The following is a 14,351-nucleotide window of genomic DNA, read 5'->3' as shown; positions in this document are numbered from 1 at the left end:
TTTAGCACTTAGAATTTGATGTGATCGAAGCAGAGCCTAGTAGTTGCTTCTGCTCCCACCGTTTATCCGGATTTCAAGTGCTCAGGATGTGACTCGCAGAGTTATGTCCCAGCCACAGTCTATTTTTTTATTAGGATTTTTATAAGAAATGTTAAATCGACAGGTACCTGTCGAAAAAACGTTGACTTTTAAAGAAGGTACCTTTAGAATGGTTTTTGAAAGGTACCTTCTTTGTTTTTGAACTAATATAAAAAATAATGATAAGGAGATGATTTGATGTTAGCGTGTTTATTTTTATTTTATGACTTTTGTAAAAAGCATCATTGGTGGCTTAAACACTGAACACTTTTTAGAGTAAAAGAGAGCGTTAGAAAAATGGAGGCTGGAAATGAAAAAAATACTGATATATCTACCCATAGTTACTACTACGATTGTTATTTTATCCTTGTTTGTACAAACGCTAAGTGACTTATATTTACCCACACTTACGGCTGAGATAATCAATATAGGAGTAATTCGAAATAATCAAACAGTGATTTGGCAAAGAGGGCTGTTGATGTTGCTCTTTTCTGCAGTTAGCTTTGGATCCGCTGCAGTCAGTGTGTATCTATCTGCGGGAATTGCCAATAAACTTGGAGAAAAATTGCGAGAAAAAGTATTTAAGAAGGTAGCTTCTTTTTCACAAAAAGAAATGGATCATTTCGGTGCTTCTTCACTAATTACAAGAAATACAAATGATGTAACTCAAGTACAAAATTTAGTAGAAATGGCCTTGAAATTTATCATAATTGCTCCTATTTATTTGTTTGGCGGTCTTTATTTTTCGTACCGTTTAGATGCGCGCCTAACGTTGATCTTTATCTCCGTTACACCTCTATTATTGCTTGCGTGTTTGTTGACGTTTCGGTATGCGAACCCTCTTTTTGAAAAAGTACAAGGGAAAATTGATCAACTAAATTTGATTTTTAAAGAAGGCTTGACTGGGATTCAAGTCATACAGGCTTTTAATAAAGAGGAGACGGAATACAAACGCTATGAAAAAGAGAACGACATATATACTAAATTAGCGATACGATCCAATGTGTTGGTTAGTTTTTTGATTCCTTTTATGACATTGGTAATGAGCGTGGCGACTGTGGTAATTACTTGGTTGGGAGCCAAAGATATCAATGTCGGGCAAATGGAAATTGGGACGATGATCGGGGTTATTTCATATGCTGGACAGATTTTAAGCGGCATCGGCATTTTGACGATGGTGATTTCATTTATTCCTAGAGGGCAAACCTCTGCTAAAAGAATCAACGAAGTGTTGGAATACCAAAACGAGATTCAAGATGGAGAAAATCAGCTTCAGATAAATCAAACTGAAAAAAATCAACTGGTGTTAGAGGATGTAACTTTTCGGTATGATGAAGCGGAAGAAAATACTATCGATCATTTTTCTTTCTCTGTGCAGTCTGAGGAAGTCTTAGCGATTATCGGCAGTACTGGGGCCGGGAAAACAACGCTCATAAATTTGCTTGATCGTTTATATGATCCGACTGACGGAGCTATTTTATTCAATAATCAAAAAATCAATCAAATTACTCAGACAAAATGGCATGAGCAAGTAAGCCTAGTTCCACAAATGAATCAGCTTTTTTCTAGAACCATTCGTGAAAACTTACGAATTGGAAATGAGCAGGCTTCTGATAAGGAATTATGGCAAGCGCTAAAATTAGCTGAAGCAGCAGATTTTGTCGAAGCCTCAGGCGGATTAGATGGTTTAGTAGAGAAAAATGGCGGCAATTTTTCTGGTGGACAAAAGCAAAGGCTTTGCTTAGCTAGAGCTTTTATCAAGAAAGCGCCTATTTATTTATTTGATGATTCATTTTCTGGTTTAGATTTTAAAACAGATGCCAAAATACAGAGAAATATTCGTAATGGATTGAAAAAGTCAATTAAGATTATCGTGGCTCAGCGTATTACGACAGTAAAAAATGCGACGCATATCGCCGTCATAAATGAAGGGAAATTAGTTGGTTTTGGATCTCACGAGGAATTAAAGCAAAATAACTCAGTCTATCAAGAGATTATTTTGTCTCAAATGGAGGCAGTAGAATGACTATAAAGGAAGCACAAAAACAAATGAAAAGTGGAGAATTAGGAGTGAACTCTAAAAAAATGTTTAGAACATTCCGCCGTTTAATGTCCTATATGAAAGCTAATAAGTGGCTGCTTGTTCTGGTATTACTACTAGCTATTGGCGGCACAATGGTACAAGTCGTTAGCCCGAAGATCTTAGGAAATGCGACAACATTGATTTTTGAAGGAGTAAGCTCAAAAACTGGGGTAGATTTTACCAAATTAGTGTGGATTCTAGTGCTGGTTGGGCTACTGTATTTTGGGAATTTTATCGCTGATTTTTTACAACAAGCTTTAATGACGGCTATCGCACAAAAAACGACTCAAAATTTGCGCAATGATTTGAAAAGAAAAATCAGTAATTTGCCAAGCTCATTTATCGATGAGCAGTCCAATGGAAACTTAATGTCGATTGCAATCAATGATATGGATAACATTGCGACGATGCTCCAGCAAAGTTTTGTACAACTAATGTCTAGTTTTGTATTAGTGATTGGAATGATTGGAATCATGCTGACCATTAGTTGGAAGTTAACCTTAGCTGCTTGTTTGATTGTACCGTGTAGTTATTTGATTACACGCTATTTCACACCTAAAGCACGCGTTAACCTTGAAAAATATCTTCATGCCCAAGGCAATCTTAACGGCTACATCGAAGAAGCCTACGATGGATACACGGTCATAAAAAGTTTCAATTATGAAAAAGTAGCTTTTAATCAATTCGAGCATATTAACAAAGAAATGTATGAAACAGGTTGTAAATCAAAATTTTTTGCTGATATTATGATGCCGATCTTAATTTTAATGAAAAATTTGATTTATGTTATCAGCTGTGCTTTCGGTGCGGTAGAGGTTTTAACAGGGAACATTCCGATTGGGAATTTACAAGCCTTTTTGCAATACTCAACACAATTTTCTAAACCGATCAGTGAGTTTTCTCAAATTTGGAGTGATATGATATCAGTTATTGCATCAGCAGAACGGGTTTTTAAAATATTAGACGAAAAAGAACGAATAATTTATGATCGGAAATTTGTTAACCGGGAAGATGACACAGCAAAAGTCAGATTTGACCATGTTCAATTTGGGTATAGCAAAGAATTATTATTGAAGGATTTCTCTTTAACTGTTGAACCAGGCGAAACGATTGCGATTGTTGGACATACTGGAGCAGGGAAAACCACACTACTAAATTTACTACAGCGCTTTTATGATATTTCAGGCGGTAGTATTTTAATAGATGGCATTGATAGTAGAAATCTTAGTTATGAAGAGTTACACCGGCGAATAGGTATCGTTTTACAAGAGGCCTGGCTTTTTTCTGGAACGATCTACGATAATATTGCGTATAGTCAACCAAATGCGACGAAAGAACAAGTTTATGCTGCGGCGAAAGCTGCGTATGTGGATGAATTTGTCAGAAAGCTGCCAAAGGGTTATCAGACAGTTCTGAATGAAAAAGCAAATAATATTTCTCAGGGACAGCGGCAATTGATCACGATTGCCAGAGCTTTTTTAGCCAATCCAGAGATTTTGATTTTAGATGAAGCAACTTCCAATGTGGATACTCGAACAGAGATGTTGATTCAAAACGCGATGAAACAATTATTAGTTGGACGGACAAGCTTTGTTGTTGCCCATCGGTTATCCACGATTTATGGTGCAAGTAAAATCATTGTGATGGATCATGGTGATGTGGTGGAATCAGGCAACCATCACGACTTGCTAGCAGCTCAAGGCGTATATGCAGATATTTATAATAGCCAGTTTTTATCAGCTTCAACGTAAAAAGAGGAGGTAAATCAAGAATGAATACTAGTAAATTAAGAATCGAATTATTTAGTGATGCTGTCATTGCGATTGTGATAACCATTGCGGCACTGGAAATTCCAGTGCCCAATAAGGAAGGATATGGGCAATTTATTGGAAGTTTGATTACTTTTACCATTAGCTTTTTCATTATTGCAGACTATTGGAATAATCAGCGAAGATTATTTGAGCGGATAGAACAAATCAATGAACGGTTTGTTTTTAGAAATACATGCTTTCTATTCTCTTTGGTTTTGATTCCAATCTGTACGAAATGGTTGATGGAAGCTTCAAGTAAGCAACTGCCAGCGTTGGTGTATGGTTTATTGTTAATATTTATCAATGCGATGTTTAGTGGTCTTTTTACCCAAGCCATTCCTTTAGCAAAAAAGACCTCAAAGAAAGTGGGGCACATTAAAGAAATGTATAAAAAGCATGATCGAATGTATTACTTGGCAGTCCTAACAGTTATGGGAGTTGGCTATTTTATTCCTCAGTTAGCATTGCTCTTGTTTATTGGAGTGCCGATCATCAGTTACTTTTTAAAAACGAATTATGAAGAGGTGTTCGAGGCGAACAGAGAAAAGAAATCGTTTAAATGAGTCAGACTGATTATTTGGTAACAGTAAAAAATACATTAGCGGACTAAGTCTGATGTACTATCAGATTCAGTCCGCTAATGGCTTTTCTATTTACTTGTCTCAATCTTTGATTCGTTTCACATCAATCACAGTGCCTGTAAAAGCGTCAGCAGTAAATTCGTACTGAACCATAACGCCATCTTCTAAACGTGAAATCCCGCCATTATAAGTTTTTGAATGTACTGCAAACTTCCGTAATGGTTTTTTCTCAAACTCGATCCAAGAGCCTTCGATCGGTCCTTCTTTCAAAAAGGCTTCTTTCACGTTTTCTAAAACCAAATCCGCATCCAATGTGCGTTTTTTCTGGTACCATAAAGTTGAAGCGATCCCGCTTAAGATGCCAAGACTCACGCCAATCGCTAAGCCACCTTTAAAATAGCTTAATTCATTTTCTTCATTCATGGGGAATAACCTCCGAGTATTTTCAAATGTTTGCCAAAAAACTTCAGCTTTAACTCTATTCTAACACATTGTATGAAAATATCGAAAAACAAAAAACGTGGGCAATTGAAAATTTTTGCGTTATAATGAAGGTGAAATCATATGAAAGGAGTATCTGCCGTTTTTGCTTGAAAATCATGTTATTTTTTTGCAAAAAAGAATGGTTGATCCGAGGTAGGATCACTGGCAGATAATACAACGATGGAAGAAAAAACATTTCAACGCATTAAAGAATTAACAGAGCTACAAGGAACAAGCGGATTTGAAGATGATATTCGTGCTTATATGAAGAAAAATATGGCACCATTAGTAGACGAGCTTCAATATGATGGTTTAGGTGGGATTTTTGGCCTAAAAAGAGCGAAAGAACAAGATGCACCGCGCGTTATGGTTGCTGCTCACATGGACGAAGTTGGCTTTATGCTGACACAAATCAAAGATAACGGATTATTCCAAGTCGTTCCTTTAGGCGGTTGGAATCCTTATGTCGTATCAGCCCAACGTTTCACATTAAAAACAAGTAAAGGCAATTATCCATGTATCTCTTCTTCCGTGCCACCACATTTATTACGCGGAACAAGTGGTCAAAAGCAATTAGAAGTGACCGACGTCTTATTCGATGCTGGTTTTGAATCAAAAGAAGAAGCGGAAAGCTTTGGCGTTCGCCCAGGAGATTCAATCGTACCGCAAACGGAAACGATCAAAACAGCTAATGGTAAAAATATCATCAGTAAATCATGGGATAATCGTTACGGCTGTACGTTAGTATTAGAAGCATTAGAAGCGTTGCAAAATGAACAATTAGGTCACACGTTGATTGCTGGTGCTAACGTTCAAGAAGAAGTTGGTTTACGTGGTTCTAAACCGTCAGTACACAAATTCAACCCAGATTTATTCTTCGCTGTGGATTGTTCAGCAGCAGATGATATCCAAACGAAAAAAGGTACTTACGGACATCTTGGGGAAGGCACCTTGTTGCGTATTTACGATCCAGGTATGATCACATTGCCTCGTGTACGTGAATATTTATTAGATACAGCAGCAACGCACAACATTCCTTACCAATACTTTGTTTCTAAAGGTGGAACGGATGCAGGTGCCGCTCATACAACGAATAATGGTGTGCCAAGCACTGTAATTGGTGTTTGCGGACGTTATATCCATACACATCAAACCATGTTTAATATCAAAGACTTTGAGGCAGCCCGTGAAATGTTGATCCAAGTCTTAAAAGGTCTAGATAAAACAACTGTTAATACGATCATTTACGGAAAGTAGGGGACTGCTGATGATTATTCCAACATCCTATGAAGAGTTGGCTGTTTTCGTAGCAGAAGGCAAAAGTGTCTTCTTCTTTACGGCAGATTGGTGCGGGGATTGCCGCTTTATCAAACCAGTCATGCCTGAAATTGAAGCAGCATTTCCTGAGTTTCGTTTTATTGAGGTAGACCGTGATAAGTTTATGGAACTTGCTTCTGAGTGGACGATTTTTGGGATTCCAAGTTTTGTTGTGACTGACCAAGGCAAAGAGTTAGGCCGTTTAGTCAACAAAGACCGTAAAACCAAAGAAGAAATCACGACCTTTTTACAAAGCGTCAGTTAAGTTTTTAATCGATAATAGCTAGCCGATTCAAGAGATAAAATAAAATAATCGGGAGATGGATACGATGCTAACACAAACGTATAAGAATATTTTAGTAGGTGTAGATGGTAGTGATCAAGGGAATTTAGCCTATCAACAAGCAATTGAAGTAGCTAAAAGAAACAATGGTCGTGTGATTGTCGCTCATGTGATAGAAAATAAAGTCTATACAATGATGGGGTATTCTTCTTTGAATGATAGTTTGTTAGATCAAGAAACAGAAAATGCCAAAGAATTACTAGATGACTGTAAAGCCTATGCTAAAAGTGTTGATTTTTCTAACGTAGAACCTGTTGTAACCTATGGTTCAGCAAAAGATATGATGTGCAAAGACTTACCAGAGAAATATGCTGTTGATTTGATCATGGTAGGGCAATCGGGCTTAAATGCTGTAGAACGGTTAATGATTGGCAGTGTTAGTAGCTACATCATTCGTCATGCACCATGTGACGTGTTGATCGTCCATCCTGAGAAGAAAAAATAAATAGTAACTATACAATAGGTGAAGCAAGGCGTAACCGTTTTGTTTCACTTATTTTTTTCTGGAACAACAATCGCTAAGAAAAAATATCATGCAGTGAAGTTACCTTTTTGTTAAAATAGGACAAAAGAGAGCGTCTATTGTAAGATAGTCGCTTGAAAAATGATAAAAATGGAGTGAGTTATAAAAATGATTTTTGCTTATAATAAGGAACATGTTGGCGATGTCTTGATGGTCATCGTAGCAGACGATAAAGGTCAAGAAAATCGTGTGGAACGTAAAGGGAATGTGTCACAAGTAAGTGTAGTTGAATCTGGTCAAGTAGTTGCATGGAATATTTTTGACGCATCAACGATTTTAGGAAAGATTGAAGGACAGGGTCAAGTAGTGTTGACTGAAGAGCAATTAGCGAAAGTAAATGAAGAGCTTGTAAAAGCTGGTTTTACTGAAACCTTAGTTAAAGAGAATGATCCCAAAATCGTCATCGGTTTTGTAAAATCTTGTAAAAAGCATCCTGATTCTGATCATTTATCAATCACACAAACAGAAGTCGATAATGGCGAAGTCTTACAAATCGTTTGTGGTGCACCCAACATCAAAGCAGGACAAAAAGTGGTTGTCGCAAAACCTGGTGCTATGATGCCAGATGGTTTGATGATCTGGCCAGGCGTTTTACGCGGTGTGGAAAGCTTTGGTATGATTTGTTCGGCAGGAGAATTGCGCTTAACTGATGCGCCAGCCATAAAAGGAATTTTAGAATTGCCGTTTGATGCAGTAGTAGGAGAAGCTTTTCCTATAAATAAATGATAAAAGTAGTAGTAAGATGTTCAATTATTTATAAAAAATATTAACTAATTATATTAGTAGCTAAAAAAACTGTTGAGAAGTTAGACTATTTAAAATAACATAGTAAGTGACAGGCTATCTGTTAACAAAATAGCATAAAACTAATTCAGATTTGATTGGTCCGTTTTCATTTTGAAAGGGACTAATTAAATCTGTCTTTTTTTATTATAAATAACTTTTGGTGATTAAAAGGTGTGTTTATGCTATTTAACTAGATAAAATGTCAAAAAAAAAAGAGTATATTTCATCTTTTGTCCAAAAAAAAGGATAAGATGAATTTTTATGATGATAAATATAAAGTATAATTTCTAGGTGGATAAAACATAAAATAAATAATTATATGAAATTTAAAAAACAAAATAGATGAATTTGTTTGAAATAATAGAAAGAAAATGTATTTCACATTAAAAATATGAAGAAGTGTTAATTAATTTGTTTAAGTAAAAAATAGTAATGGAGTAGTATGAGAAGGAGTGTTTTGTATATGTGGAGAAAATTTCAAACAAACATCAAATTCATTTTCGGGGTAATTCTATTTTCCTCTGTAATTTATGGATCAACTTTTGTAGCAGAAGCTACAACGTTTGGAAATGAGCAACTACAAAATAGTGGGCTGTTATCTGAGTTATTAACACCATTACCTCGAGCGGGAGAAGATATGGATGCCATCTTTCGCCAAATAGATGATGGCGAATCTTTAGAAGGTTGGCAGCAAATGCTGACAAATGAACCAGTGGAATTTCCAGTTGCTGAACAAAACAATTCAGCAAAGCGAAAATACTATATGTATTTTGGCTCAATTGATACTAAAAGTGCGGATGGTACAGGCGGGCTGTCTAACAAAGGCCAGACAATCGGCAGTTCGGCAATTAGTGCAGGTCAGTTTCAAATTGTAACAAAAGTAGCTGAAGGAAAACAAGGTGGAGCAACTGGACCAACTCAAACGTGGATGTCGTATAACTATATACAAGGATTAATGGGAGCAGAATCGTATGCTTTAGGACTCATGAAAACACCAACTGGTCAAATGGTTACGGGTTCTAAATACCAATTTGCTAATTCTTACGAAGGATCATTGACTGGAAATTTTAGAATTCAACGGTTGTATCAATATCCTGATCCTGATGCACCAAAATTAAGAGCGTATGGAATAGTGTATAAAAGTGGTGTACCCGCAGGAGCTATCAGAGTAACCATGACGCCGATTAGTACAAATGGCAAAATGAAGCAAGGTAGAGTGAAAGCAGATATTAGGTATCAGAACCTATTAGCAGAGGAAGCGGACTATACATTTGCTTATGGTGTTCATTCCGACTTAGCAGGAAATCATAGTAATACACCAACCTACTCCTTGGGAAATCTTGAAGGATTATATGTTGGAGTTGATGGTAAGACACCATCTCAGCTAACACCAGATAATACGCCATATCGCGTGTACTTTTGGCGCGATGGTTATGAGAACCAACCTAAGACGATGCATCCAGATTATTCATATAGTTCAACACCTAGAAGTATCTTTGACTATATTGGAACAAATACTGGAACTGGGACAGCAACACCAGCCTGGAATCCTTACGCTCCTGGAATGGCCCTAGAGGCCGATCCGGGAAGAGGCATGCAAATTAAAGATAAGTACAACCACCCAGTATATGCCTTTAAATGGGATCAGTTGTTGTTAGGTCAAAATAGCATTGGGAATATCGCTTTAGATATATCAGTGACAGAAGATGGTGGTGTTCCTCAAGACCCACCTGAATTGACATTAGATAAAGAAAAAGATTTCTCCACAGGAGAAGCTTACATGCTGACAGGGAAATGGAAGGATAAAGATAGTTCTTCGGTAGAATTATTTTATTCAATTGATGGGAAACCGGCTCAATCTTTAAGTGGCACGATTTTAAATCCAAATAAAGGAATAGATGAACTCTTTACCATTAACCTAGATGCAACAGATATTCCATTAGGAAATCACACGATCACGGTTTACGTAAGAGACAAAGAAGGAAATGAGTCTGACGTACAAGTCTTCAAATTAATTGAACCTACACCGCCGATCATTACATTAGATCAAACAGAAGATAAGTCATTGGGCGTTGATTACACATTGTCAGGAAGCTTTACCGATCAGGAATCTGAGCAAGTAACCATTTGGTATCAAGTAGACGAACAGCCTGCTAAAGCTACAAAGACTTATCCTAATACAGCCATTAATACAGCTTTACCATACGAATTTACGATTCCTGCTGCAGAAATCCCAGAAGGACCACATAACATTCAAGTCTATGCAATCGATAGTGAAGGGAAACAATCAAACGTAGAGCTATTTAAATTAACAGAGGCTACAGCTAACTTGATCGTAGAGTTTGTTGATGAGAATAAAAATGAACTGAACAAAAGTGAAACCATTCCAGGAACAGTTGGCGTAGACAAAATCGACTTAACAGATAAAAGTAAATATAACGTTGCATCAATTATCAGTAAGCTGGAAAACGACGGTTATAAACTAATCGATTTTCCTGCTGATCAACATGAGATTATTCTTCCAGCAGGCGGTAGAGTTGTCCAGTACGTCTTTGAAGGGCAGCTTCGCTTAGTCTCTGCACCTGAATTAATCCAATTTGGGCAACAGAAATATAATGCAAAAGTCACTCGAGTAAATGATCCAATCTATGATAAGGACTTGATTGTTAAGGATAATCGGACCTCAGTTGGTAGATGGACACTAACGGCAAAATTAACCAAAGAAATGACTAGCACAACAGATCCTTCTGCTGTTCTAAAAAACGCTGTTCGATATGTCTATGATGGTGACGAAATTATCATAGGTAAAGATACGGCGCTGCCTATTATGGTACACGATACACTTACAAAAGATCCCTATAATATTAGTGATACTTGGTCAGGTACACAAACGGGTGATGGCGTAAAACTAGAAGTAAACCCAGGCGATGTGAAAAAAATGGGTAGTTACGAAGGAGAGATCCTGTGGGAACTTGCAGCGACGCCAGTATCGTAGAAAAAGGAGGAAAGAAATGAAAAAGAAGCATACTACTCTATATTTCATCCTGCTGTTTCTCATGATGCTGGGAATATTTCATAGTGCAAAAGCATACGCTAATGGCGGTGAGGTGACGGTTGACGGAGTGATCGGTTTCTATGAAGAATCCGTTGAACCTACAATAACGAGTACCAGCACTTCAGAAAACCCAATCGTAAAACCAGAAGGAAAGTATCCAAGCACAGGAGAACTTGTAAAAAAAAGTCTTCCGTGGTTGGGCGGCTTACTCATCATCATAGCAGTGGTTGTCTGGTTTAAGTTTAGAAATTCCAAGGAGGAAAAAAATGAAAAAAATTAGCTCTCTTCATTTATTTTTCTCTAGTGCAAGTGTACTTGCGTTAAGTAGTTTCTTTATTAACGTATCGTACAGTCAGGCGGAAGAGCAAAATGTAGCAGGGGCTGGTACAGTGGAGATGATAAGCAATCTTCCAACCGGTCCTGTTGACCCAGAGAATCCAGAAAATCCTGTCAACCCAGGGCCTGGTCCTTCAACGATAGGGCCACTGCGAATCGATTTTGTATCAACCTTAAATTTTGGCAATAATAAGATTCAAGAAAAAGATCGCCAATTTTTTGCTAATGCTCAATTATTTCATGACGGAACCACACCGCGAGGCAGCTATGTTCAAATTACAGATGAACGTTCTGGGAAACAAGGCTGGACATTGCAAGTACGTCAAGAATACCAATTTAAAAATCCGGTGATTCAGGAAACGGAAGCGCAGGAACTTAGAGGTGCTACGTTATCCTTCGATCATGGCTGGGCTAATAGTGCCTATCCTTTAGAAACACCACCAAATGTTGTCAAAGATACTATTGAAATAACTGAATTGGCAACCACTCAAAATGTTGCAGTTGCGAGTGAAAATAGTGGGAAAGGCCAGTGGACGATTGAATTTGGCGCTTCAAAAACGAATACCAATGATCGGGACAATACGCTCTTTCTAAAACAGAAACCTTCTGGGGAAGCTGTGCTAGATCAAGCTTTTGAGAATCAGCCAGTTTTTGAAAACAAGGCGATTTTCTTATCTATCCCAGAGGGCACAGTCATTAAACCGGTACAATATCAGACAGAGTTAACATGGCTATTAGCCGCTCTGCCAAACTAAATAGAGTTAACTTGTAAAACAAGTAACTATATAAAATCATAAACACACACAATAGGAGGAAATGAAATGAAAGCAAAAGCATTATGTGCAACAGTATTAACTGCAGTTATTGCAGCGTCATTAGTCGGAGGGGTAACAGCTTCTGCTGATACAGTACAAAAAAGTTTAGCTGGTAAAGGTACTGTAGAATACGTTGAAGATACAGGTAGCAATGGAAAACTAGATCCAGAAGATGAAAATAAAGAAGTAACACCTAAAGATGAAAACGATGTTACTGAAAACCCATCAACAGGTTTTGGCTCAATTACAATTGATAGAGTTGCAGCGTTGAACTTTGGTCAACAAAAAGTATCAACAAAAACAGAAACCTATGCAGCGAAAGAAATTAATTTAAGCCAAACGGATCTAGATGGAGCAACTCCAGTAGACGTTGTTCGTGGACCTTTTGTTCAATGGACTGACAAACGTGCCGGAGCTGATCACACGTATGCAGTCAAAGCTGAATTAACAAAACAATTTACCTTAAAAGGTGCAGCAGCTGATCCAGCAAAACTTAACAAAGCAACACTTCGTTACACAAATGGCGTATTGAACTCAACACAAAAAGAGCTTCCATTATGGCCAGCAGGAAACCCAAATAACTTAGAGCTAGCTTTTGGTGAAGGTAATGCAGCTGCAGGACCACAACTGGTATTGGATAACACTACTTCAACTGGTGCTGTAGGTTTAGGAACATACACTGCAGAATATGGTCAATCTGCTGACTTTACTGCTGCAAAAATTGCTCGTGAAGGTGCACCAACAACAGGTATCGGTCAAGCGTCAAATTCAGTCTTTCTAGATGTTCCAGCGCAAACGATTGAATTAGGAACGTACGAAGCAGAAATTACTTGGTCTATTGAATACACACCAGTAGCGTAAAATAATAAACTAAATTTTACTCAGATTTAGAGCCTGAAGAGAGTGGGACAAAACAAAATACTGTTTTGTTTCGCTCTTTAAATCCGAATAAACGGCGGGAAAAAGCAATTATTACGATTACAGCAAATTCTAAATGCTGTTATCTCGTCCACCTCAGGCTCAATCTTGATTAATGTAAAGGATGATGACCAAATGACGAAAAGAATACAACATATAATTTTCCTAATGACAGCTTTTTTAGCTATCGTAGGTACAAATCAAACTACATATGCAGATGAGACTACATCAGGAGAACAAGGCGGTTTCTATTATGAAGTCCATTACCCAGAGAATCAAAAAGAGCAAAAGGGATACTTTGATTTACAAATGTCTCCTGGACAACAGCAAACGGTTGATATAGTCTTAAAAAACTTAAGCGATAAAGAACAAGTAATTGGCGTTAGCATTAATGGAACGCGTACCAATTCCAGTGGCGTTATTGAGTATGGCCCTAGTCAACTAGAGAAAGATCCGTCATTAAAATTTGATTTTGTAGATTTAGTAAAAGCACCAGATAAAGTTGAATTGAAGCCTAAAGAAGAAAAAACATTAAACATCGAGCTAACGATGCCCAAAACATCGTATGATGGCATTATCGTGGGAGGGATTCAGTTAAAACAATTATCTGATGATCAGCCTCAAGAGAAGAAGTCCTCAGGCAATGGTGCAGCGGTTGTTAATAAGTATGCTTATCTGATAGGTATGGTGCTGCAAGAAACCGAAGTCGAAGTGAAACCTGAGTTGACTTTAAATAAAGTAGAAGCAAACCAATACAATTATCGCAACGCAATCTTTGCAAATGTTTCAAATACCAAAGCTAATTTCTTGAAAAAATTATCTATGGAAGTTCAAATCACAGAAAAAGGGAAAAAAGAAGTTCTTTATGAAACAAAAAAGACTGAAATGAATATGGCTCCGAATACGTTTCTAAACTTCCCTATAAGTATGAACGGTGAAAAGATGATCCCAGGCAAGTACGTAGCGAATATTTTGGCTGTCGCAGGTGACCAAAAGTGGTCTTGGGAGCAAGAATTTACGATTTCTGATGATCAAGCAGATAAATTTAATAATGACGATGTTGATTTAGTCAGAGAAAAAGGAATCAATTGGCCATTGATTATTGGGATAGCCGTCGGTATTTTTAGTGTGATCGTGGCGAGTATTGTACTGATTCGTGTGCTAAATGAGAAAAAAAACAAAAAGCAAAGCAAAAAAAGAAAGAAATCTCAAAATAGATAAT

General features: G+C 37.3%; 13 protein-coding genes. 12 read left to right on the top strand and 1 reads right to left on the bottom strand.

The genetic code is table 11. The features are described 5' to 3' along the window. Positions 1-388 precede the first annotated feature (388 nt). Genes RV15_RS13925 through RV15_RS13915 form a run of 3 tightly spaced genes read left to right on the top strand, consistent with a single transcriptional unit; the run spans position 389 to position 4,535 of the window. On the top strand, positions 389-2,104 hold the full coding sequence (locus RV15_RS13925) for an ABC transporter ATP-binding protein (RefSeq protein WP_071878624.1): 1,716 nt from the start codon (positions 389-391) through the stop codon (positions 2,102-2,104). Beyond that, on the top strand, positions 2,101-3,912 hold the full coding sequence (locus tag RV15_RS13920; protein ID WP_071878623.1) for an ABC transporter ATP-binding protein: 1,812 nt from the start codon (positions 2,101-2,103) through the stop codon (positions 3,910-3,912). The genes RV15_RS13925 and RV15_RS13920 overlap by 4 nt, the downstream gene beginning before the upstream one ends. Before the next feature lie 20 nt (positions 3,913-3,932). Next, the gene (locus RV15_RS13915) at positions 3,933-4,535 is read left to right on the top strand and encodes a TMEM175 family protein (protein ID WP_071878622.1); all 603 of its coding nucleotides are present in this window, start codon (positions 3,933-3,935) and stop codon (positions 4,533-4,535) included. A gap of 99 nt (positions 4,536-4,634) precedes the next feature. Here the strand turns inward: RV15_RS13915 and RV15_RS13910 are convergent, their stop codons facing one another. Further along, entirely contained in the window at positions 4,635-4,976 is a 342-nt protein-coding gene (locus tag RV15_RS13910; protein ID WP_025871922.1) for a PepSY domain-containing protein, read from the bottom strand. Positions 4,977-5,216: 240 nt separating this feature from the next. On the opposite strand from RV15_RS13910, the gene pepA reads away from it, so the two are divergent. The 9 genes from pepA (at position 5,217) to RV15_RS13865 (ending at position 14,350) form a co-directional block, all read left to right on the top strand. Next, entirely contained in the window at positions 5,217-6,293 is a 1,077-nt protein-coding gene (gene pepA / locus RV15_RS13905; RefSeq protein ID WP_025871924.1) for a glutamyl aminopeptidase, read from the top strand. A 10-nt stretch (positions 6,294-6,303) separates the two neighbouring features. Then, positions 6,304-6,618: a thioredoxin family protein gene (locus RV15_RS13900; RefSeq protein WP_071878621.1), complete on the top strand. Its 315-nt coding sequence runs from the start codon at positions 6,304-6,306 to the stop codon at positions 6,616-6,618. Between the two features lie 64 nt (positions 6,619-6,682). Further along, positions 6,683-7,141 carry a universal stress protein gene (locus RV15_RS13895; RefSeq protein WP_071878620.1) on the top strand — a complete coding sequence of 153 codons (459 nt, stop codon included), beginning with the start codon at positions 6,683-6,685 and terminating at the stop codon, positions 7,139-7,141. Between the two features lie 186 nt (positions 7,142-7,327). Then, complete coding sequence (gene ytpR, locus RV15_RS13890) at positions 7,328-7,945, top strand: YtpR family tRNA-binding protein (RefSeq protein ID WP_071878619.1); 618 nt, start codon at positions 7,328-7,330, stop codon at positions 7,943-7,945. A gap of 523 nt (positions 7,946-8,468) precedes the next feature. Further along, on the top strand, positions 8,469-11,000 hold the full coding sequence (locus RV15_RS13885; RefSeq protein ID WP_071878618.1) for a WxL domain-containing protein: 2,532 nt from the start codon (positions 8,469-8,471) through the stop codon (positions 10,998-11,000). A 16-nt stretch (positions 11,001-11,016) separates the two neighbouring features. Beyond that, complete coding sequence (locus RV15_RS13880) at positions 11,017-11,340, top strand: EF2685/EF0750 family sortase-dependent surface protein (RefSeq protein WP_071878617.1); 324 nt, start codon at positions 11,017-11,019, stop codon at positions 11,338-11,340. Then, positions 11,327-12,151, top strand: coding sequence for a WxL domain-containing protein (locus RV15_RS13875; protein WP_071878616.1), 825 nt, complete (start codon positions 11,327-11,329; stop codon positions 12,149-12,151). Before RV15_RS13880 ends, RV15_RS13875 begins: the two co-directional genes overlap by 14 nt. 66 nt (positions 12,152-12,217) lie before the next feature. Then, entirely contained in the window at positions 12,218-13,072 is an 855-nt protein-coding gene (locus RV15_RS13870; protein ID WP_071878615.1) for a WxL domain-containing protein, read from the top strand. A 192-nt stretch (positions 13,073-13,264) separates the two neighbouring features. Then, positions 13,265-14,350, top strand: a complete 1,086-nt coding sequence (locus tag RV15_RS13865; protein WP_071878614.1) for a WxLIP family cell surface protein — start codon at positions 13,265-13,267, stop codon at positions 14,348-14,350. The last annotated feature ends 1 nt before the right edge of the window (position 14,351 follow it).

The sequence above is a fragment of the Enterococcus silesiacus genome (assembly GCF_001886225.1).
Classification (GTDB): Bacteria; Bacillota; Bacilli; order Lactobacillales; family Enterococcaceae; genus Enterococcus_L; species Enterococcus_L silesiacus.
The sequence above is the reverse complement of the archived record's forward strand: the minus strand, read 5'-3'. Positions and strand labels throughout refer to the sequence as shown.

What these genes read in the sequence shown, in the direction of transcription:
- RV15_RS13925 (WP_071878624.1), top strand. Translation starts at nt 389, where the DNA reads ATGAAAAAAATACTGATATATCTACCCATAGTTACTACTACGATTGTT.
- RV15_RS13920 (WP_071878623.1), top strand. Translation starts at nt 2,101, where the DNA reads ATGACTATAAAGGAAGCACAAAAACAAATGAAAAGTGGAGAATTAGGA.
- RV15_RS13915 (WP_071878622.1), top strand. Translation starts at nt 3,933, where the DNA reads ATGAATACTAGTAAATTAAGAATCGAATTATTTAGTGATGCTGTCATT.
- RV15_RS13910 (WP_025871922.1), bottom strand. Translation starts at nt 4,976, where the DNA reads ATGAATGAAGAAAATGAATTAAGCTATTTTAAAGGTGGCTTAGCGATT.
- pepA (WP_025871924.1), top strand. Translation starts at nt 5,217, where the DNA reads ATGGAAGAAAAAACATTTCAACGCATTAAAGAATTAACAGAGCTACAA.
- RV15_RS13900 (WP_071878621.1), top strand. Translation starts at nt 6,304, where the DNA reads ATGATTATTCCAACATCCTATGAAGAGTTGGCTGTTTTCGTAGCAGAA.
- RV15_RS13895 (WP_071878620.1), top strand. Translation starts at nt 6,683, where the DNA reads ATGCTAACACAAACGTATAAGAATATTTTAGTAGGTGTAGATGGTAGT.
- ytpR (WP_071878619.1), top strand. Translation starts at nt 7,328, where the DNA reads ATGATTTTTGCTTATAATAAGGAACATGTTGGCGATGTCTTGATGGTC.
- RV15_RS13885 (WP_071878618.1), top strand. Translation starts at nt 8,469, where the DNA reads ATGTGGAGAAAATTTCAAACAAACATCAAATTCATTTTCGGGGTAATT.
- RV15_RS13880 (WP_071878617.1), top strand. Translation starts at nt 11,017, where the DNA reads ATGAAAAAGAAGCATACTACTCTATATTTCATCCTGCTGTTTCTCATG.
- RV15_RS13875 (WP_071878616.1), top strand. Translation starts at nt 11,327, where the DNA reads ATGAAAAAAATTAGCTCTCTTCATTTATTTTTCTCTAGTGCAAGTGTA.
- RV15_RS13870 (WP_071878615.1), top strand. Translation starts at nt 12,218, where the DNA reads ATGAAAGCAAAAGCATTATGTGCAACAGTATTAACTGCAGTTATTGCA.
- RV15_RS13865 (WP_071878614.1), top strand. Translation starts at nt 13,265, where the DNA reads ATGACGAAAAGAATACAACATATAATTTTCCTAATGACAGCTTTTTTA.